This is a genomic window from Pseudoalteromonas sp. Ps84H-4, assembly GCF_024124645.1.
In the GTDB taxonomy this organism is placed as follows: Bacteria; Pseudomonadota; Gammaproteobacteria; order Enterobacterales; family Alteromonadaceae; genus Pseudoalteromonas; species Pseudoalteromonas lipolytica_C.
In genome coordinates this window covers 24,701-42,585 of the sequence record NZ_JAMXSK010000015.1, presented here as the reverse complement: position 1 = coordinate 42,585, position 17,885 = coordinate 24,701, and the positions used below count along the sequence as shown (strand labels likewise).

General features: G+C 38.1%; 20 protein-coding genes. 7 read left to right on the top strand and 13 right to left on the bottom strand.

The genetic code is table 11. The annotated features are described in order from the left end of the window. Nucleotides 1–64: 64 nt before the first annotated feature. The 5 genes from NH454_RS13645 to NH454_RS13625 are packed head-to-tail and all read right to left on the bottom strand — an operon-like array spanning nt 65 to nt 5,849. Nucleotides 65–1,222, bottom strand: coding sequence for a glycosyltransferase (locus NH454_RS13645; protein WP_235382114.1), 1,158 nt, complete (start codon nt 1,220–1,222; stop codon nt 65–67). Further along, complete coding sequence (locus NH454_RS13640) at nt 1,219–1,929, bottom strand: acyltransferase (protein ID WP_235382113.1); 711 nt, start codon at nt 1,927–1,929, stop codon at nt 1,219–1,221. Before NH454_RS13640 ends, NH454_RS13645 begins: the two co-directional genes overlap by 4 nt. Beyond that, a complete protein-coding gene (locus NH454_RS13635; RefSeq protein WP_235382112.1) occupies nt 1,922–3,286 on the bottom strand; it encodes an O-antigen ligase family protein in 1,365 nt (454 codons plus the stop codon). Before NH454_RS13635 ends, NH454_RS13640 begins: the two co-directional genes overlap by 8 nt. Continuing rightward, nucleotides 3,270–4,688 (bottom strand): oligosaccharide flippase family protein, encoded by a 1,419-nt coding sequence (locus NH454_RS13630; protein WP_235382111.1) that lies wholly within the window; start codon nt 4,686–4,688, stop codon nt 3,270–3,272. Before NH454_RS13630 ends, NH454_RS13635 begins: the two co-directional genes overlap by 17 nt. 9 nt (nt 4,689–4,697) lie before the next feature. After that, nucleotides 4,698–5,849, bottom strand: a complete 1,152-nt coding sequence (locus tag NH454_RS13625; RefSeq protein WP_135924587.1) for a glycosyltransferase — start codon at nt 5,847–5,849, stop codon at nt 4,698–4,700. 223 nt (nt 5,850–6,072) lie between these two features. On the opposite strand from NH454_RS13625, the gene NH454_RS13620 reads away from it, so the two are divergent. Continuing rightward, entirely contained in the window at nt 6,073–6,990 is a 918-nt protein-coding gene (locus tag NH454_RS13620) for a glycosyltransferase family A protein (RefSeq protein ID WP_135924590.1), read from the top strand. Further along, on the top strand, nt 6,987–7,388 hold the full coding sequence (locus tag NH454_RS13615) for a response regulator (RefSeq protein WP_235382110.1): 402 nt from the start codon (nt 6,987–6,989) through the stop codon (nt 7,386–7,388). Before NH454_RS13620 ends, NH454_RS13615 begins: the two co-directional genes overlap by 4 nt. Here NH454_RS13615 and NH454_RS13610 read toward each other — a convergent pair. From NH454_RS13610 to NH454_RS13595, 4 genes are all read right to left on the bottom strand, one after another. After that, entirely contained in the window at nt 7,364–8,275 is a 912-nt protein-coding gene (locus tag NH454_RS13610) for an endonuclease/exonuclease/phosphatase family protein (RefSeq protein WP_253039365.1), read from the bottom strand. The genes NH454_RS13615 and NH454_RS13610 overlap by 25 nt on opposite strands. A 145-nt stretch (nt 8,276–8,420) precedes the next feature. Then, nucleotides 8,421–8,855 (bottom strand): acyl-CoA thioesterase, encoded by a 435-nt coding sequence (locus tag NH454_RS13605; RefSeq protein ID WP_135924597.1) that lies wholly within the window; start codon nt 8,853–8,855, stop codon nt 8,421–8,423. Nucleotides 8,856–8,860: 5 nt separating this feature from the next. After that, nucleotides 8,861–9,679 (bottom strand): M23 family metallopeptidase, encoded by an 819-nt coding sequence (locus NH454_RS13600; protein WP_235382108.1) that lies wholly within the window; start codon nt 9,677–9,679, stop codon nt 8,861–8,863. Beyond that, nucleotides 9,672–10,529, bottom strand: coding sequence for a 6-carboxytetrahydropterin synthase (locus tag NH454_RS13595; protein WP_235382107.1), 858 nt, complete (start codon nt 10,527–10,529; stop codon nt 9,672–9,674). The genes NH454_RS13600 and NH454_RS13595 overlap by 8 nt, the downstream gene beginning before the upstream one ends. A gap of 207 nt (nt 10,530–10,736) precedes the next feature. Between NH454_RS13595 and fabA the strand changes: the two genes are divergently transcribed. Continuing rightward, nucleotides 10,737–11,252: a bifunctional 3-hydroxydecanoyl-ACP dehydratase/trans-2-decenoyl-ACP isomerase gene (gene fabA / locus NH454_RS13590; RefSeq protein ID WP_054553819.1), complete on the top strand. Its 516-nt coding sequence runs from the start codon at nt 10,737–10,739 to the stop codon at nt 11,250–11,252. 64 nt (nt 11,253–11,316) lie between these two features. Here fabA and rmf read toward each other — a convergent pair whose 3' ends face one another. Then, nucleotides 11,317–11,487, bottom strand: a complete 171-nt coding sequence (gene rmf / locus NH454_RS13585) for a ribosome modulation factor (RefSeq protein ID WP_138557519.1) — start codon at nt 11,485–11,487, stop codon at nt 11,317–11,319. A gap of 375 nt (nt 11,488–11,862) precedes the next feature. On the opposite strand from rmf, the gene NH454_RS13580 reads away from it, so the two are divergent. The 4 genes from NH454_RS13580 (at nt 11,863) to gloA (ending at nt 14,775) form a co-directional block, all read left to right on the top strand. Further along, nucleotides 11,863–12,495, top strand: coding sequence for a TetR/AcrR family transcriptional regulator (locus tag NH454_RS13580; RefSeq protein WP_235382106.1), 633 nt, complete (start codon nt 11,863–11,865; stop codon nt 12,493–12,495). 61 nt (nt 12,496–12,556) lie between these two features. Continuing rightward, nucleotides 12,557–13,549 (top strand): MDR family oxidoreductase, encoded by a 993-nt coding sequence (locus tag NH454_RS13575; protein WP_235382105.1) that lies wholly within the window; start codon nt 12,557–12,559, stop codon nt 13,547–13,549. 90 nt (nt 13,550–13,639) lie between these two features. Then, nucleotides 13,640–14,056, top strand: a complete 417-nt coding sequence (locus NH454_RS13570) for a VF530 family DNA-binding protein (protein WP_105180503.1) — start codon at nt 13,640–13,642, stop codon at nt 14,054–14,056. A gap of 188 nt (nt 14,057–14,244) precedes the next feature. Then, nucleotides 14,245–14,775, top strand: a complete 531-nt coding sequence (gene gloA, locus NH454_RS13565) for a lactoylglutathione lyase (RefSeq protein ID WP_235382104.1) — start codon at nt 14,245–14,247, stop codon at nt 14,773–14,775. Between the two features lie 111 nt (nt 14,776–14,886). Here gloA and NH454_RS13560 read toward each other — a convergent pair whose 3' ends face one another. The 3 genes from NH454_RS13560 to NH454_RS13550 form a co-directional block, all read right to left on the bottom strand. After that, on the bottom strand, nt 14,887–15,264 hold the full coding sequence (locus NH454_RS13560) for a hypothetical protein (protein ID WP_235382103.1): 378 nt from the start codon (nt 15,262–15,264) through the stop codon (nt 14,887–14,889). A gap of 211 nt (nt 15,265–15,475) precedes the next feature. Next, entirely contained in the window at nt 15,476–17,299 is a 1,824-nt protein-coding gene (locus NH454_RS13555; RefSeq protein ID WP_253039363.1) for a serine/threonine protein kinase, read from the bottom strand. A gap of 55 nt (nt 17,300–17,354) precedes the next feature. Then, nucleotides 17,355–17,843, bottom strand: a complete 489-nt coding sequence (locus NH454_RS13550; RefSeq protein WP_253039361.1) for a hypothetical protein — start codon at nt 17,841–17,843, stop codon at nt 17,355–17,357. Nucleotides 17,844–17,885 lie beyond the last annotated feature (42 nt).

Below are 17,885 nucleotides of genomic sequence, written 5' to 3'. Positions count from 1 at the left end.
CCAAAATGCAAAAAGCTGCATGTTGTAGCTATACAAGATGCAGCTTTTAGGTTTTACGATTAAATCAGCAAAATCTTAGTTGTTTACAAACTAACGTGGCTTTTGCTTGCCAACTATGATTATTAGCTTGCTGAGATTGATTGGTTCGCCAGTTTAAGTTTTGTGATTTACTTAAGCTAACTGCATAGTCAATTCGATCGATAAAACCTTGATGGGTATCTGCTATTAAGATGGTCTCACGGTAAGGATTAACTGCAGCAAAGCGTGTTGTTACGATTGGTGTGCCTGTGGCTATGTATTCTTTTAACTTGAGTGGATCACAAGATCTTATCTGCTCATTATCAACAAACGGTAAGATCGATACTTGCCAATGCTGTGCAAATGAAGCTAAGCGATGATGCTCTACAGCCTTTATATGGGTTACATTGCCCAACTTGAGTAGCTCAGAGAAATCTTCTATGAGGTGTCCTATTAACACTAATTGATACTCAGGCCTCTCTTTAGCAAGAGTCAACAATAAGGCTTTATCAAGCCAAGCATTTAAGGAGCCATAAAAACCAATCATTGGTTTGCTTATTTGCTCAAGTTCTCTGGCTTTTGCTGTTTGCGTAGTAAAAAGTGCTAAATCAACCCCATGAGAAAGCATTTTCACTTTGGATTTTGGCATTTTGTTGGCAAGTCGCTCGCTAACAACATAGATAGTATCTGCTTTTTTGATAAGTTCACTTTCAAATGGCGCAACCATTTTGTGATCAACACCAGCCAGTGCTGAGAAGTCATCACCACAATAGTAAATTACTTTATCTTGCTCTCTTGGAGAGATTAAACTAATTGCTGTTGGCACACTTAACCAATAGACAATTGGCTCATCATCTATGAAACCTTTTTTATTAAAAATCCATTTATTAAATAGCCTTACTATAACGCTATCGTGCCAAGGTAAAACCGCTAATGTGTGTGCTGTTAAATTAATGTTCTGGCTAGTATTCGTTGTTTTAGCATTTGGCCTATTGCGCTTAGATGAAAAAAGGGTGCGCTTTGATAAAAAAAGGCTTTTTAATTTATTAAAAACTCGTTTCATATCAATCAAGCGAAATGTTGGTTTGCGCATCCCAATCGAGTTAATCCAAATAACCTGATGCTGTTTTGCTAGTTGTTTGAATAGATGCTGTGTACTACTTGGGTGACTTTGCCAGTCTTCGCCGAATACAATAAATTTCATAGCGAATCCTTAAGCTGTTTAACAACTTTTGCTGGATTACCGGCAACGATGGTGTTTGCAGGTACATCTTTAGTTACGACAGCGCTTGCTGCAACAATAGCCCCTTCACCGATTGTTACTCCTGCAAGTACAGTTGCACCAGTACCAATCCAAGCGCCTTGTTTAATGATGATATCGCCTACTTGGCACTCATCATCAGACTCACCCTTTGCACGTCTTTCTGAATTTAATGGGTGACCAGGAAACCCTGCTAAAAACACCCTACCAGCAAGACGCACATCGTCCTCTAGAATGATATTACGCCCCACTGAAAATGCGTTTTGCCAACCAATATCAACATTACTGCCAATTATAAGCTTAGGTGTAAATTCGCCCTGACTCCGCCCACAAAATGTTGTAATACCACTAATGCGCGTATTATCTTTACAACTAATTTCGAGTTTGCCTAATATTTGTGGCATTCCTGAATAAAGATATAAATTAGCTTTAGTGCCTTTAATTTGGCTTTTAAATAACGGTGTGTAATAAAAGATACGTGCCATCTCGCTAATAGTTGTGCTAATAAGTAAATGCAGTTTAAACAGCAAGGAATGTACACCGGGGATCACCCAAATTTGCGGATTGCGAATAGCTTTTGCAAATTGAAAAAGTGATTTTGCAAATGGGCTGTCACTTGATTTTAACCAATGTTTAAGTTGTTCACTCATGTGCGTTCTCCCGTTGTCTATCCATTACCAGCTTTTCTAAGGCAATTGTTAAAGCAAGGATTATATAAATAGGCCATGTAAATGCTTGAGTTAAAAATGTTCCAGACACCATAAAGCCAATTAATCCGCCTTTTAACGCTTTCGCATTTACCGCTATTTTTTCATCATTTAACTGCGTATTTATCAAAAATACTCGGTTTAAACTGCGGTAAATACAGGCAATCACTAATATGAAAATGCATATGCCAACAATGCCTGTTTCACCTAAAACTTGAAACCATGTACTGTGTACTGCATGATTCTTGCCATCCCAATGGGGGCTGTAAAAATAGTAATTAACAACAAAATTATTAACGCCAACCCCCGTTAGTGGGTTATGAATCGCCATATTGATCGCTGCTTGCCATGCATAGATACGGCCCATAGCAGATTCATCAACTCCGCCTTCATGTGAACCACCACTTTGCCTATCAGCAATACCAGCAAACGCCACCATAGCAAGCATTCCAACAGCACCAATACAAGCTACAACTACGGGATTCTTAACTTTTTGATAAATAAAGAAGCTAATCACTGCTGCAATACCGAGTAGTCCGCCTCGACTTTGAGTCGCAATAACGCCGCTAATAGCAATCACTAAGCAAATTAATGCAATTATTCGTCTGACTTTATGCGCACTTGTATCAAACACTTCTGCTGCTAAAAACGACACAGGGAACATCATTACCAATGACAAGTCATTGGGATCGCCTAATTGCGAACGCAGTTCACGTGAGATTGTCACGCGTGTCCCTTCTACTAAACCAATCCCATTCATTTTGTTACTCAGTGCCACTAAGGCTATGGCAGCACCAGAAATCATGATGCCAATTCTGACTGCATTAAAATGTTTAAGTGATGTCATCCACCAAGAAATTGCAAAGACCATTATGAGCACTTTAGTTAAAACGCCACTCCAGTACTCCATCGCAAGTCCACGATTAGACGCACTGAATACACACACGGTGAGCCAAACAAACCATAAAAAGAACACAAGGTGACTTGTTTGCCAGTGAGGCTTAAGTTTTTGAGAAATGAAAAGATGCCAAACAATACCAAGCAACGATGCAAGTGCTAGCAGCTTTGGTATTTTAAAAGGCATTAATATTGGAAATGCCTCATGGAGTCTAAAGTAACTAAACAGGATGAATAATATAATAAATGCAACACTGACTTTTACCGCAGTGAAGGCAGCGAATGGCAGGAGCAACAAAGCAAATACAGCTATTGGCCCTACCGTTGCGTATGTCACTGCTACAGCAAAAGTAATTAAAATGCCATTAATTAAAAGCGTGTTTTGTTTATAGTAATTGAGCATAATCATGCCCCTTAACTAGCTTTTTAATGGCAGGTAAAAATAGTGACTTATATTGGAAGGCTAATCCGGTAATGTAAAAGACAAGAATAAGCCCTTTAGCTGTTAGTGAACTTTCAAATTGCAGTGTTACAAAGGTTATTGATACTAATGCAAGCCAACTTGGGATAACAGCAAAAAAATCTAGCTGCAAAGGCTCAAGATGTTGACTCAAAATGTAAAAACATACTAATTTAAAGCTTTGCATGATAGCTAAAGCGGCTATGACGCCTTCAACTGCAAAACGTGGCACCAAGAAATACAGTAAAGTTAATCCTAAACATGCAGTTAGCAAATTAACAACAGATACATACACACCATTTTTATGCATGTAACAACCAATATTTAAAATGTCACTGTGATGTCTGATAGCAACAACTAATATTAGCAACACGAGCCATTCGTCATGCCCATGATAGTGAGCTGGTAATACAAAATTAAGTAATAAAGGCGCAATAATGGCCATTATAACGCACAATACAAGACCCGTATTCAGAGACAAAATAGCATACTGTTGATACTGTAATTTGTTTGTTTTGATAAGGTTAAAGCGTTTAGCAAACCACCATAGTCTAATTGGCTCAAAGGTGAATGAGGTTATAATTGCAAACTGAGCCGCAACATAATAATTAGCTAACAATTTTTCATCGAAGTAAGCAACAATGAACCAATTTTCTGCACCATTACCTGCATAAACAAACAACCCCGATGAAATTATAGAAAGTAAAAACACACCCTGAGATTTTTTGATTCGCCAACTAAACTCTGCGTAGCTAACTTTTATTGCATCAGCAATATCATGAACAGTGAAAGCTAAAATAATTAGGGTGCACACAACTCCTGAAATCATCATGCCGGTGATATTATAGCCAAGCACTAATAAAGTAATTGTTAAACAGGTTTGAATCAGTGCATGAGAAACGCTGTAAAAACAATACTTTTGCGCATGATCAAATAGTCGATAATAGGTATAAGGAATACTTAATATGGCTGCTAGCGCAAGATTTATTATTAATAACTTGAGATCTATCAGCTTGATATTGGCGGGTAATGCTTTGATGATATCTTCTGAAAAAACAAATCCAAAAAGAATGAACATTAGACAGAACAATAGAATTAAGATTAAAGCGTCACGGAACAATGCCATTTTTTCTTTAAAAGAATCATATTGTTGCTTTAGCAATAACTCAGGTAACCCTAATGAAACGACCAGAGAACATAATGCAGACAGTGTTACTAGGAAGTTTAATTGACCAAACTCCTGTTGTTCTAAAAGGCGAGTTGTAATGGGTAAAAGTATAAAACCCATTCCTTTTACCGCAAAAATTGCACATGCAAAGTAGCCTATTTGCTTTAAGTTACTCATGGTCGTTCCTTATAAAGATTCAACCCATTGTGATAACCGTTCTGCCTGTTTTATTGCGTTATAGTTTAGATTTACATGCTGTTTAGCATTTTGACCTAGCATATAACGCTGATGAGGAGAGAGTTGGTGGAATTTAAATAGCATTTTGCTAATAGCAGAAATGCTCCCAGGCATGCATTTCATTCCAACTTGGGGTGTGACAATTTCGTTTGCCCCCATTAAGGTGGTGGTGAGTACAGGTAAACCAGAGGCCATAGCTTCTTTTAACACTAACGGGCCTGTATCCCTATCACCGTTTTCTGCAATACAAAATGGTGCGATAAGAGCTGAATAGTAAATTAGGTTTTCGCTGACCCAATCATGTGGTTTTTCACCTAAAAACCGGACAGACTTTCTAATTCCTAACTCTTCAGCCATAAAGATTAAATCGTTCAACATAGGGCCATCACCAACAATATCAACAGTGATCCCAAGCTCTTTCGGAATTTGCCTCAAAGCAGGTAATAAAAACTGCAAACCTTTTTTTTCGACTAACCGCCCTATAAAAATTAGCCTGACGGACTCATTAAGTGATGTGGGGCTATGATTAAATTGACTGGTATCGATACCACAATGCAGTAACTTAACGTTACTGTCAGAAAAGCGCTTAAATTGCATAGCCATTTCTTCACAGACAGCTATCGAAAAATCACAAAATGCGAGTTTAGGTTTTAGATCAGCACTGTTTACATAAACATCATGTCCGTGGCCAATTGATGATACTGTTATATCAGCAAGTTTCGCTGCGACAATGCCATAAGCAAGTGGCCCATGCATAAAATGACAATGTAGATGATCAATCTTTGCCGCTTTTATATAACGTGCAATTTGATAACCGTACGCAAGTAATGATTGAGTTGAAATTGATTTAAATTGAGCTGCAGTGTGAGCTGCTTTTGCTAACTTATAAATATTTAGCATTGAAGGAAATATTGATTTAAACGCTGGTTTAGTGATTTTTTTCACTTCAATAGCGCTGGTTAAGTTAATCAACACACTGGTTTTTTCGAAGGTTAACACCGTCACCTTGTGCCCTGCGTTTAACAGCGCTTTTATTTCTGTTACAACAAAGGTTTCTGATGCAATCGGAAAGCTTGGGACTAATATAGCAATGTGCTTCATAAAAAAAACGCTCCTACAAAAACGGTTATAAGAGCTATGGCAAGTTCCATACCCGACAAAAAAGCCGCTAAATTCCCGAAATGAGATAAAAACATGCTTAGCATTTGCAAAATGCAACGCACAAAGAGAAAAGACTTAGTAATTTAACAGAAAATACAGATTTAAAGCTGGCGTCTAAATTGCGTATCCTTTAATACGTGAAGAAATGCTTTTGGAGCATATTATGAACAGCCAAGTCAGTATTATCATTCCAAACTACAACTGCTTGCAGTATTTAGATACTTGTATTAACAGCATTTATCAGCAAAAAAACGTTCAGTTCGAGATCATTATTGTCGATGATGGCTCCACTGATGGCAGTATCAACTACCTACAACGACTTGCCGCTGAAAAAAATGAAGTACGGATTTTTAGTCAACAACGAAAGGGCGTTGTTGCTGCTCGTAACCTTGCAATTACACAAGCAAAGTCAGAGTACTTAGCTTTTTTAGATGCCGATGATTATTGGTCTGCTGATAAGCTTGCTAGTCAACTTGCATTCCATCTAAAACATCCTGATTGTGTGTTAAGTTTTACTGACTATATGCATTTTAATGAACAGAACGAGGACATTATTGGTTGTTTCGACTATTGGCCTGAATTTAAATGCAATAAAGAAAGTAAAGATTTCCAATTACTTGAAAACCCAATCAGCCAAATGATCACCACCAATATTGTTGGTACATCATCAGTAATGGTTAAACGTTCAGCCATTGTTGATGTGGGTGGTTTTGACAATAAGTTAAGTAGCGCTACAGATTTAGATTGCTGGTTAAAATTAGCTAAACGAGGTTATGTTGCCTACTCAACACAGTGTGCAATGCACTATTTAATGCGCGCCAATTCTATTACAGCAAATAGAGAAAACCGTTTAGCGGCCATGGTCGAAATAATTAATCGTAACCAATCTGTTGTATCAAACAATGAACTTAAAAGAATCAAAGCGAGATTAAGTGAATGCTATGGTGAATTTTATAGGGAGCTTGGTTACTACTCAAAGGCATTAGCCTACTCTTACAAAGCGTTTTGGTTATTTCCACATAAACGAAATTTTAAACATGTTTTGTATGATTTAAGGCATTTACTTGGGGCTCAATCATGAAAACAACCATTGTAATCATTGATGATGATGAAGCTATATTACGTGCCCTCTCGCGTTTACTATCACCAGACCATGTTGTTGTATGCTTTAGTGACCCATGTGCAGCGATCAAATATACAAAATTACATAATGTAAACTTAGTTATATGTGATTTACTAATGCCAACGTTAAACGGTTTAACTGTACTTAAAGAAATTCGCCTGATCCAACCACATTGCTCGCGAATGCTACTTACAGGTTATGCTGAGTTAGAAGCAACTAAGCATGCGATATATAAAAACATTGCCAATATCATTACAGCAAAACCATGGGATAATTTTGAGTTAACGATGGTAATCAATCTTTTGATAGAAAATAGCTTTCTACGCGCTAATCAATATGTCGAAAAAGAAAGTTGATAGCTTAGTAAATGGTGATCACTACCTTTGATGACTTGCTTGTGTACTCCAGAAAGTCGCGTTCCTTGGCTTACAATACAATTATCAATTGGTAAACCCGCTAACGAAATAGCCAATTTATTTTCAACAGCAGACCAACTTGCATAGTTACGACCTTGCTGAGAACAACTGTTGTTATGATTTAAAAAATAACGTGACCAAGGCACAGTATTAAAATCCCCGGCTATAAACCAATGCCCTTTTAATTGAAGCATTTGTTTATCAACTTGCGATAAAAGATAATTTCTTTGCTCCCATAAAAGCTGATTTCTGGGTGATGGCGGATGCAATAAAATTGTACTCACGACTGTATCTTTGAACAAAAAGTTAAGTTTTACAAAACCTAGTTTTGGGTTATCTAAATACTTAATTTGTTTCTGGATAATTGGATGTTTTGAGATAACAATAATTCCAAATGGCGCCCCTTCAACTTCAGCATAGCCAAATAAATGATAACGTCCTTTAAGTTCACTAAGCAGGTGACGCTGTGTATCATTAAATTCAAACAAAATGAGTATATCGTTGTCGCTATTAACTAGCTGAGTATTAATTATGTCGGTTAAGTATGGATTACTATAATGGACGTTTGCTTGCGCTATTTTTATATCACCTGGTTGAGAGTCAGCTTGATTAAAATAATTGTAATGATGAAAGATCAGTACCGTACTAAACACCACGCAAACAGCGCCAAATTTTTTAGCCTTATGAACACAAGCCATTGCAAACAGCAAGCTAAACGCAAGCAATTGCCCTCTTAATGAGGCGATAAGATCAAACCAATAGTTATCAACTTGGTTAAAAGCCAATATAAGTATGCAACTGTATAAAGTAAAAAGTATGAAATTCATCGATTCCCCCTTGCTGAATTTATAGTTGCATAATTCATTCCTTGCTGAGCTTTTATTCACCCCAAATATTGTATGATGTGTTCCTTATTATATAAATAATAAGTACCCATAGGTACTTATTACATTAAAAATATTTGTCGATTAATTAATCGAAACCGTTGATCATTTTTTCGCAAACAACCGGTGTTGGTCTATGGTTATCATCAACAGCTACAAACGTAAAGCTGCCAGAAATAGCCAAGTGCTTATCATCTTTATGCATTCTTTCTAAGAAAATCTCAACGTCTACTTTAAGGCTGGTATTACCTACATGTACAACTTTTGAAATAAGCTCAGCAAATGTTCCAGCAGGAATAGCTTCTTTAAAGTCCACACGGTCAGACGAAATCGTTACAAGTGGCTTTCTACAAAAACGCGTAGCAGCAATAAAAGCCACTTCATCCATCCAAGCAAGTGCATCACCACCAAATAAAGTATTATGGTGATTAGTACGGCCAGGAAAAACAGTTTTTGTTACTGAAGTTGTTGAATCAGCAATACGCTTTGCAATAATTGCGTCACGATCGATTTGTTGTGTCATAGTCTCTACTTTTCATTAGCTAATGTGTCTTGCATCATTAGCGCAGGGTCAAGGCGTTCATTCTTCCAATTAAAACGCCAGTCTAAATGAGGGCCAGTTACGCGACCAGTCGCGCCAATTTCAGCAATTTTATCACCACGCTTAATTTCATCCCCTATTTTGACATCTAATTTACTTAAATGAATGTAAGTAGAGGTAACGCCATGGCCATGATCAAGAATTAACGTGCCACCTGAGTAATATAAATCTGCATCAGCAAATACCACAGTGCCACTTACAGGCGCATACACTGGAGTGCCTGTTTTATTTGCAATGTCTAAACCAAAATGCGGTCTGCGTGGCTCACCATTAAAGTAGCGCTGGCTACCATAAACACCCGATATACGGCCGGTTGCAGGTTTATAAACTGGGTCTAAAAAGTATCTTAAGTCAGAATCAACTTGCCTAGCTTTACGCACAGCAACAGCTTCACGGCTAATACGCTCAGACACTTCTTTTGGTGGCGAAACATATTTTTTTGCAACACCAGTTATTTTATCAATTTTATAGTCACGCTTGGTGATTGTAATTGCTTGCTCGTGGCTCACACCATTACTATCAACCCAAGAAAGATTGTGATTTGTCTCAGCATCACGACCAAAACCAAATACAAACTCACCATTTTCAGAAAGCTTAAGTTTCTCGCCATTAAAACTAACGCTTTTAGCACCTTGAATTTGGCCTGTTACTAAACCACCTTGGGTTAAATGTCCTTTTAATTCAACAGCACTTGCAGTAAGTGAGAACAGCCCTGCAAACGCTGCTACTAGTAATCCTTTACGCATAACTGATTGACCCTTTGCCAACACCTTCATAAGCAGTAATTTTTACCTCTGATTCAGGGTATTGGTTTTTAACTTGAGAACTTAAGTAGTCTGCAATGCATTCAACAGTGGTATCGCAAGGTAAAATGTCGCAGCGAGACTTATCAATTACCATTTCAAAATAGCCTTGCTGTGATGTATACGCAAAACACACATCGTTATCTTGTGCAGTTACATGTTTAAGGTCTGCTTTGTTAATTTCATCTTCAGCAGTGGCTAAATAAATGTCTTCCCATTTATCTGCCCATTCTTTTTGTAAGCGTGGCATAGCCATACCATCAAGGCTAATACCAATTTGCGAACGGTGACCATGAATAATACGCTGGCAATTACCATCATGCTTTTTAAGGCCATGGCTGTAATGATAGTAAAAGCTTTGGCTATGCTCTGGATATAAACTGATTTCGATCTTTTCGATGTTACTAGGTAGCTCAGGCATTATCGTTTTAATCAAAAACTCAGTTACTGATTTTTCGTCAACAACATCCGCATCAATTAAGCAAAATGCTTGGTTAGGAGCACTCATAGCTAAGTGATAATTATCACCAAAATGGCAATCTAGCACGCTATGCTCAGCATGCTGTGTTAGTGAACCGTTTAATTTGGCAGGCACTGCAAGTTTGTGGTCGATACAGTTATCAATAATGCCCTTGATTTGCTTTTTAACTAAGCCAAAATCAAGCACCATCGACTCATCATTTAATTGGCCATGCAGAGTTAAATCCACAATCCAGCTCTCGCCAACTGCGCCGCGTTTATTACACAAGTAAGAAAAATCAATCACTGTCAGTGAGTTTACAAAAAGGATCATAAATTTCCTTTAGACTGGTTAAAGAATCACAGCAATTATAATGATTTTTACTTCACAATGCGCGGTTTTATCTCCCTTTATCGGCTACAGTTTAATTAAATGGTCATAAAACAAGCGAAAAATAGCAAATAATTAACTGCTCCGAGTTGTTTAGCGTACAAGTGTACGCTAAAGTACGTGGCAATTTCTAAGCGATGAATGAGAGTTATGGAACCTAAAAACAGCTATACAAAAGAAGAATTGGTCCTTTGTGGTCAAGGTGAAATGTTCGGTGAAGGCAATTGTCGTTTACCAAGTGACAACATGCTAATGATGGACCGCATTATCTCTATCACTGCTGACGGTGGTGAGCACGGTAAAGGTCAAATTGTTGCAGAACTAGATATCAACCCAGATCTTTGGTTCTTCGACTGTCACTTTAAAGGTGACCCTGTAATGCCAGGTTGTCTTGGCCTTGATGCTATGTGGCAATTAGTTGGTTTCTTCCTTGGTTGGTCTGGTGGTCCAGGTCTTGGTCGTGCACTTGGTGTAGGTGAAGTTAAATTCACAGGTCAAATCTTACCAACTGCTAAAAAAGTAACTTATCGATTAGACATGAAGCGTGTAATTAAGCGTAAATTATTCATGGGTATGGCAGATGGTACTGTTGAAGTAGATGGCCGTGTTATCTATGAAGCAAAAGATCTTAAAGTAGGTCTTTTCCAAGATACATCTGCGTTTTAATCTTTAATTAAAGATACAAAAAAGCCCCTAAATGGGGCTTTTTTGCGTAAATAAGGTGCCTATATTAAGTTTTAAACATATTGCGGTTTTCAATGGCTTCTCGCCAGCCACCTAACCATTCAGATTTAGGATCGACTTGTTGATAAGGGCATTGTTCTTTAGAACGGCCTGCCAAGCCTGCTTTATAACCTTGAGAATGAGCTCTTTCTAAACGATCTCTTTTCTGTCTCTTCATAGGTAATATCCTCACCTTTTTATATTTATAGATATGTAGCGAAATTGACATCTACATTTAATGAATAGTTAATAAAACTGTTAAATTCAAATAGCAAAAAGCAATTAAATAAATTGACAATAACTAACGTGCTGATGCTCAAATGAATTAACATTTAAAATGACTAAGTGGTCGTACCTCTTTAACTAAAACCATCTATTAATACACTTAAATTCAGCTAAAAACGATACAGCTCTTTTTAGCTTCAGTATTTGTGACCAACATCATTTGCGCAAAGTTCCCAATTTAATTGTAATCATGACAAATTTATGATGATTACAATTTAAGCAATATAGTTCTTGCATATTAAAAACCAATCGGTCTAATATGGTTGGCATGGAAACAAATAACTCTGTACCAAGCCGTCGTGGCAGGCCACCAAAAATAGCACGTTCAAATGCAGATACTCGTGCCCTATTAATTAATACCGGGTTAGCTGTATTAACCGAAAAAGGCTTTAGTGCAACCGGCATTGATTTAATCTTAAAATCAGCTCAGGTACCTAAGGGCTCTTTTTATCATTATTTCAAAAGTAAGAATGATTTTGGTTTAGCCCTCATTGATGCATACGACAGCTATTTTCAGGCCAAGTTAAAGCGCCATTTAACAAATAGTGCAACTACCCCTCTTGAGAGGATTGTGCTGTTTGCCAATGACGCCAAACAAGGCATGGCAAAATTTGAGTTTAAGCGCGGCTGCTTAATTGGCAATTTAAACCAAGAGCTCAGCTATCTTGATGAGCCAATGATTGATCGTATTAAACAGGCTTACACCAGCTGGCAAGCTTTAATCGAGCAATGCTTAGTTGATGCTAAGAAGCAAAAGCAAATTCCTCAATCATCAGATTGCAAAATGCTTGCTGAGTTCTTCTGGATTGGCTGGGAAGGCGCAGTGATGCGCTCTAAACTTGATAAATCAAGTGAACCGCTTACCCTTTATACAGCACAATTTTTACGCTTAATTTTATAAAGCCGTTTAAATACGGTTTTATTTTAACCATTAAAAGACGATCGGTCTAAAAGGAGTCACCATGACAACATCAGTAAAATCGGTAGTTATTAATAAAGATGATCAAGGCTATCGTGCCGAATACACAGACTTTCCTGTAGAGAGCATCCACCAGCATGATGTAAATATTGATGTTGACTACAGCACGTTAAATTACAAAGATGCCTTAGCAATCACAGGTAAAGGGCCAGTGGTAAGAACATTTCCTATGATCCCCGGGATCGACCTTGCAGGCACAGTAACAGAGTCTAAAAGCGATGAATTTAAAGTAGGCGATAAAGTGCTACTAAATGGCTTTGGTGTTGGCGAAAAATACCTAGGTGGCCTAAGTGAAAAGGCGTCTATGAGTGCTGATTGGCTCATCCCCCTACCCGCTAATTTAACACCAAAACAGGCAATGCAAATTGGCACTGCGGGGTATACGGCAATGCTAAGTATTATCGCATTAGAAAAACAAGGCATCACGCCAAAATGTGGTGAAATACTTGTTACCGGTGCAAATGGCGGCGTGGGTAGTTTTGCTATCTACTTATTAAATAAACTTGGCTTTGATGTGGTTGCAACAACAGGTCGAATGAATGAAGCACAGCACCTTGAAAAATTAGGCGCAAAACGCGTTTTATCTCGCGAAGAATTCTCAGCACCTGGTAAACCACTCGCTAAAGAGCAATTCGCTGGCGCAATTGATTCTGTGGGTAGCCACACCCTTGCAAATGTGTGTGCATCGATTAAATACGGAGGTGTTGTAACTGCCTGTGGGTTAGCACAAGGAATGGACTTTCCAGCAACGGTAGCGCCGTTTATCCTTCGTGGCATTAGTCTAATGGGTATAGATAGTGTAATGCGCCCTAAAGCTGATCGAATTGAAGCATGGCAACGTCTTAGTGAGTTAGTTGAAACTCAGTACCTCGATGCTATTTCGCAAGAAATACCGCTATCTAAAGCCATAGAAAATGCAGAAGCGTTATTAAAAGGTCAAATTCGCGGCCGTGTAGTGGTTAATTGTAAAGAATAAGCTCGAATATAAACATTCTTAGCAAGTTAGCTATAAAACTAGGGTAAAGGCAATTATACTTACCCTAGTTTTGTAATACCGGACAGTCTAATGAGTAATAAAGAAATTTTCAGCAATAACCCACTGCAAGGTGTAGGTATCGAGCAAGTAGTGACAGAGCTTGTCGAGCAATATGGCTGGGAATTGCTCCACGCCTATATGCGTTTAAACTGCTTTAAAAATAATCCAGATGTTAAATCTGCGGTTAAGTTTTTACGTAAAACACAATGGGCTCAAGAAAAAGTCGAGAACTTTTATTTGTATCGCCTTAAAAATTTACCACGCCCAGACGATGTAAACTACGAGCTGCCACCTCGAGATCGCGTGATCCCTGCGGATCAAAAACCTGGTGAACCGTGTGAGTTAAGTTTTACCGACGCTAAACGCATTCACGCAAAAAAAGAAGCCAAGCAACAAGCACGAACCCGTAAACAGCGTTCAAGTGCGAGTAATCCTTGGGGCAACTAATCAACAATTGCTAGTTACAAGCTGTCAATTTATAAGAGCCGCCTGTTGAGGCGGTTTTTTATGTGAGTTAGCAAGTTAATATCTTCACAACCAGTCAAACTGGTCAATATTATTTTTTATTAATTTAAGGGTAATCTGGTTATGTTACACTTAGTGCATCATCATTAATGTCAGTTAAAAGGATGTATATGTCTAACTACAACGAATCACCTGAACAAATCGCAAACGCAACGCAAGATTTCGTGATGCAACAAACTATGTTGCGTATTAAAGATCCAAAGCCATCTTTAGATTTCTACCAAAACGTTTTAGGCATGAAGTTACTGGGTAAATATGATTTTCCTAAAATGGAGTTTACGCTTTACTTTTTAGGTTATGAGCAAGACATGCCAAAAGGCACCGATAAAGAAAAAGCACAGTGGGTATTTCGCCGCCCTGCTCTTATCGAGCTTACGCATAATTGGGGCACAGAAAACGACGATAGCTTTGCTGGTTACCATAGTGGAAATGATGAACCAAAAGGCTTTGGTCATATTGGTATTAGTGTGCCAGACGTGTACGCAGCATGCGAACGTTTTGCAAAATACGATGTTGAGTTTGTAAAAAAACCAGACGATGGCTCGATGAAAGGCCTAGCCTTTATTAAAGACCCAGATGGGTATTGGATTGAAATACTCTCAGCTGAAGGGATCACTGAGATAATTGAAGAGCATAAGTAAAATTGCGCCGTAAATAACCTGCTATTTAGCAGGTTATTTTATTCTTCATTCTAAGGTTTCATTTCTAAATATGAGCTTGCTTTAGGGTAAAGTGTTCTACGAAGTGAAAAATTAGTTTGCATAAAAATAGACTGCAAAAAGCAAAGGGAGGTACAAAATAGAACTTACGGCTGCCAGCAACCGCATATTATTACGGCCGAGCATTTCACTAGCATAATCAAGCTTAGGTGACCAAAATAAAGGTAGCAAAGACCATACGATGGCGACGCATAACCACCCATTCCAAAATTCAGGTGTTAGATAAACTTTATCTGTGATGAAACCATAAAATGCGAACAAGCCCAATGACATAAAGAGCGCATTCGCTATTTCTTCAAATTTAACAATCTTAGGACTGTCATCTTTACCTGATAGATATCCATATATCTTAAAAGGAAATGGCACGACAGTAATGGCGAGCAAAATAATAAAGGATATTAGCCAGAACATATATTAATTCCATTTAAATGCATATTCGACTTTTACAATTAGGCTTATCCCTACATTTTACAATGATTCAATTATAACTTTTGGATAACATCAGGACTAAAGGATGTAGCTAAAATTAATTTTCTAGAAAAAGCTACGAACAAAAACAGCGTAAAAAATACATTTCCAATGTGATTCAAATAATGAAGGTCATTTAGCAACTTTAAATAATCTACTCGATTGTTTCTCTTTTCGGATCTCTTGGAAAAAACTCATCGGGCTGTCTGGTACATAAATCAAATTCACGGGTATTTTTGTAAGGTAGCTTCATAAAGCCTGCTACACCAACATCTGTGATACTAACCGCGTATTGCATAAGCTTACTTAATAAACGTTTAAATTCAGGTTCTTTACTGGCATCTAGCAGACGATAGTAATGGTGTATCTTCATCCTATCAGGTAAGGCTTCGAAAATGATACAGCCCGTGTGGTGTATTTGGTTAAGCTCAAATACGCACTTTATGACCTTTTTCGGGAGCTGTAATTGCTCATCTGGGTCTTTACCATCTTCAAAGTAAGAGTGTGGTCTGGTCACGTCTGAGGCTTGTACATCCATCACTTCATAATCAAGCTCAGGTAAATGTTCAAATTTAAACGCACCGGTGCCATCACGCTCTAGCTGAATGGTCTTACGCGCATCAAACAAACAACATTTAAAGAGACCTTTTTGTTCAATTCCCTGTGCTAACATCACCGTGTTGTTAATCGCATCGGTAAACGCAGTGCCGAGTGTTTCATCATGCAGGATAAGTGATGATTCAACAAACATTGAGTTTTCTTTCCAATGAAAACTTAAGCCCCCTACTACCGGGTATTTTGCTAATCGACTAATAGAGGCCAAAAATGCTTTTTCGGTGTCGCCGGTATCAAATAAAAACTCTTTGTAGTATCTATCGAGCTGAGCATCGTTTACATCAAGTAATTGTTTATTATGGTCAGCTTGTCTTAAAAATTGCTTTCGAGAACTGTAAACCACTGTATCTGGGTGCTCATCAAACTCGCTAAACCAATAAGGGATATAAGGTCGAATGACTTTACGAGGCAGTTCAGGTAGGTACGCTTTAGCCATTGCAGGCATGTTACGCATAAAATAATCACCTGCGCCATCTCGGGTTGCCTTATCTTTTGAAAGCATACCGTCAATGACCCGGGCAAGCTCCATAGGTAAATTTAAGCTTGTAGCCGGAATAACCGCCGCACCAAATCGACAAGATTGTGCAGAGGCTAATGCATAAAGAGTTGATGCAACACCTTGCTCATCAAAACGTGGAGATGACTGCCCGCCTGACATTTGCTCATCACCAATAAAATACACATCACCCATGCGTGCATTGGTTGTGCTTATATCAGCAGACATAAGATCCATAAAGTTGCTAGCAACCGGATTACCTTCAGCATCTATTTGTGCATAAACAGAGCTGCCCCAGTCTACCAATGACAACTTATTAGTTTGTTCATCATAAACAATGTTAGAGGGTTTAATATCACCATGCACAATTGGCTGTGGGCTTAAGCCATTTTTGTGTTCGCGTAAATCTACCAGCACATTACGTAACCTAAGAGCCAGCGCCATGACTTTTGCTGCACTGAAACGCCCTTGTTTGATGGAGATTTTTTCTAAATCTTCACCTAGCGCGCGCTCCATCATTAAGATGCCTTGCTTTTTAATACGCTCAAAGGCATAAAATTTTGGCACGAGTGGGTTTTTAACTTGCGAGAGCATGTAGGCTTCGTCTTCTAAACGGTCACGCACACTTTGCGCTAGGGTTATCCGTGAAAACTTAAATACCCAAGGTAGGTCTTCATCATCAACACCAGCAAAAACAAATCCAAACGCACCAGAACCAATTAATTCAACGTCACTGTAACCAAGCAAGGTAAGTTGTTTAATACAAATGTTAAGCCATTGACGGTGCTTTTTAGCATCATGGTGAGACAGCAAATAAACAGACTGTTCTTCATTGATATAAAAATTGCGGATTTGTTTGGGATTCACTGCATCTCTCAAAGTTAAGCGGCATTTAACCGCTTAATTATTGAATGCTGGGCAGTTAATTACAAGGCTTTTGCTCTTCGATGATCCAGCCTTGATTTTTAAAAACTATTTCTGAAAAAATTAAAATGGCACCAGCAAGTAAAATTAGCTCGTTAAGTGATATTACTTCTGCCATAAATACCCATCCCAAAATAAAAAATGCCAATATATCGAGATACCTGAAATACCAGGCTACTTTGCGTGTTTTACCGTAGGTTAGTAGGAAGCGTTGTACTAATTCACCTTCACACTCTAACGATATAACAGCTGAGAACTTAAAGAAGGGCCTAACACGTATAGACAACTGGCAGGCTTTACCATCAACATTAAACTCATGAACAGATTTTGTTTTAAAGTTACGTGATTCTGCTATTAATTCACCGTCAACTTTCAGAACTTCTTTTCCAGAATAAGCAGAACCCCAGTATTCAATTAAATGTTCACCCAGATTGAAGTTGGCTTTAATTCCTTTGCTCATTGAGACTGTAATGCCATCAGTGTTCATAAAAAATCTCCTTATCATTATGAATTTAAAATACTTAAAAAA

Coding starts and splice junctions, on each gene's coding strand:
- NH454_RS13570 (WP_105180503.1), top strand. CDS start 13,640: ATGAGTAATAAAGAAATTTTCAGCAATAACCCACTGCAAGGTGTAGGT.
- NH454_RS13645 (WP_235382114.1), bottom strand. CDS start 1,222: ATGAAATTTATTGTATTCGGCGAAGACTGGCAAAGTCACCCAAGTAGT.
- NH454_RS13605 (WP_135924597.1), bottom strand. CDS start 8,855: ATGACACAACAAATCGATCGTGACGCAATTATTGCAAAGCGTATTGCT.
- NH454_RS13560 (WP_235382103.1), bottom strand. CDS start 15,264: ATGTTCTGGCTAATATCCTTTATTATTTTGCTCGCCATTACTGTCGTG.
- gloA (WP_235382104.1), top strand. CDS start 14,245: ATGTCTAACTACAACGAATCACCTGAACAAATCGCAAACGCAACGCAA.
- fabA (WP_054553819.1), top strand. CDS start 10,737: ATGGAACCTAAAAACAGCTATACAAAAGAAGAATTGGTCCTTTGTGGT.
- NH454_RS13630 (WP_235382111.1), bottom strand. CDS start 4,688: ATGAGTAACTTAAAGCAAATAGGCTACTTTGCATGTGCAATTTTTGCG.
- NH454_RS13625 (WP_135924587.1), bottom strand. CDS start 5,849: ATGAAGCACATTGCTATATTAGTCCCAAGCTTTCCGATTGCATCAGAA.
- NH454_RS13635 (WP_235382112.1), bottom strand. CDS start 3,286: ATGCTCAATTACTATAAACAAAACACGCTTTTAATTAATGGCATTTTA.
- NH454_RS13600 (WP_235382108.1), bottom strand. CDS start 9,679: ATGCGTAAAGGATTACTAGTAGCAGCGTTTGCAGGGCTGTTCTCACTT.
- NH454_RS13575 (WP_235382105.1), top strand. CDS start 12,557: ATGACAACATCAGTAAAATCGGTAGTTATTAATAAAGATGATCAAGGC.
- rmf (WP_138557519.1), bottom strand. CDS start 11,487: ATGAAGAGACAGAAAAGAGATCGTTTAGAAAGAGCTCATTCTCAAGGT.
- NH454_RS13580 (WP_235382106.1), top strand. CDS start 11,863: ATGGAAACAAATAACTCTGTACCAAGCCGTCGTGGCAGGCCACCAAAA.
- NH454_RS13610 (WP_253039365.1), bottom strand. CDS start 8,275: ATGAATTTCATACTTTTTACTTTATACAGTTGCATACTTATATTGGCT.
- NH454_RS13595 (WP_235382107.1), bottom strand. CDS start 10,529: ATGATCCTTTTTGTAAACTCACTGACAGTGATTGATTTTTCTTACTTG.
- NH454_RS13620 (WP_135924590.1), top strand. CDS start 6,073: ATGAACAGCCAAGTCAGTATTATCATTCCAAACTACAACTGCTTGCAG.
- NH454_RS13615 (WP_235382110.1), top strand. CDS start 6,987: ATGAAAACAACCATTGTAATCATTGATGATGATGAAGCTATATTACGT.
- NH454_RS13640 (WP_235382113.1), bottom strand. CDS start 1,929: ATGAGTGAACAACTTAAACATTGGTTAAAATCAAGTGACAGCCCATTT.
- NH454_RS13550 (WP_253039361.1), bottom strand. CDS start 17,843: ATGAACACTGATGGCATTACAGTCTCAATGAGCAAAGGAATTAAAGCC.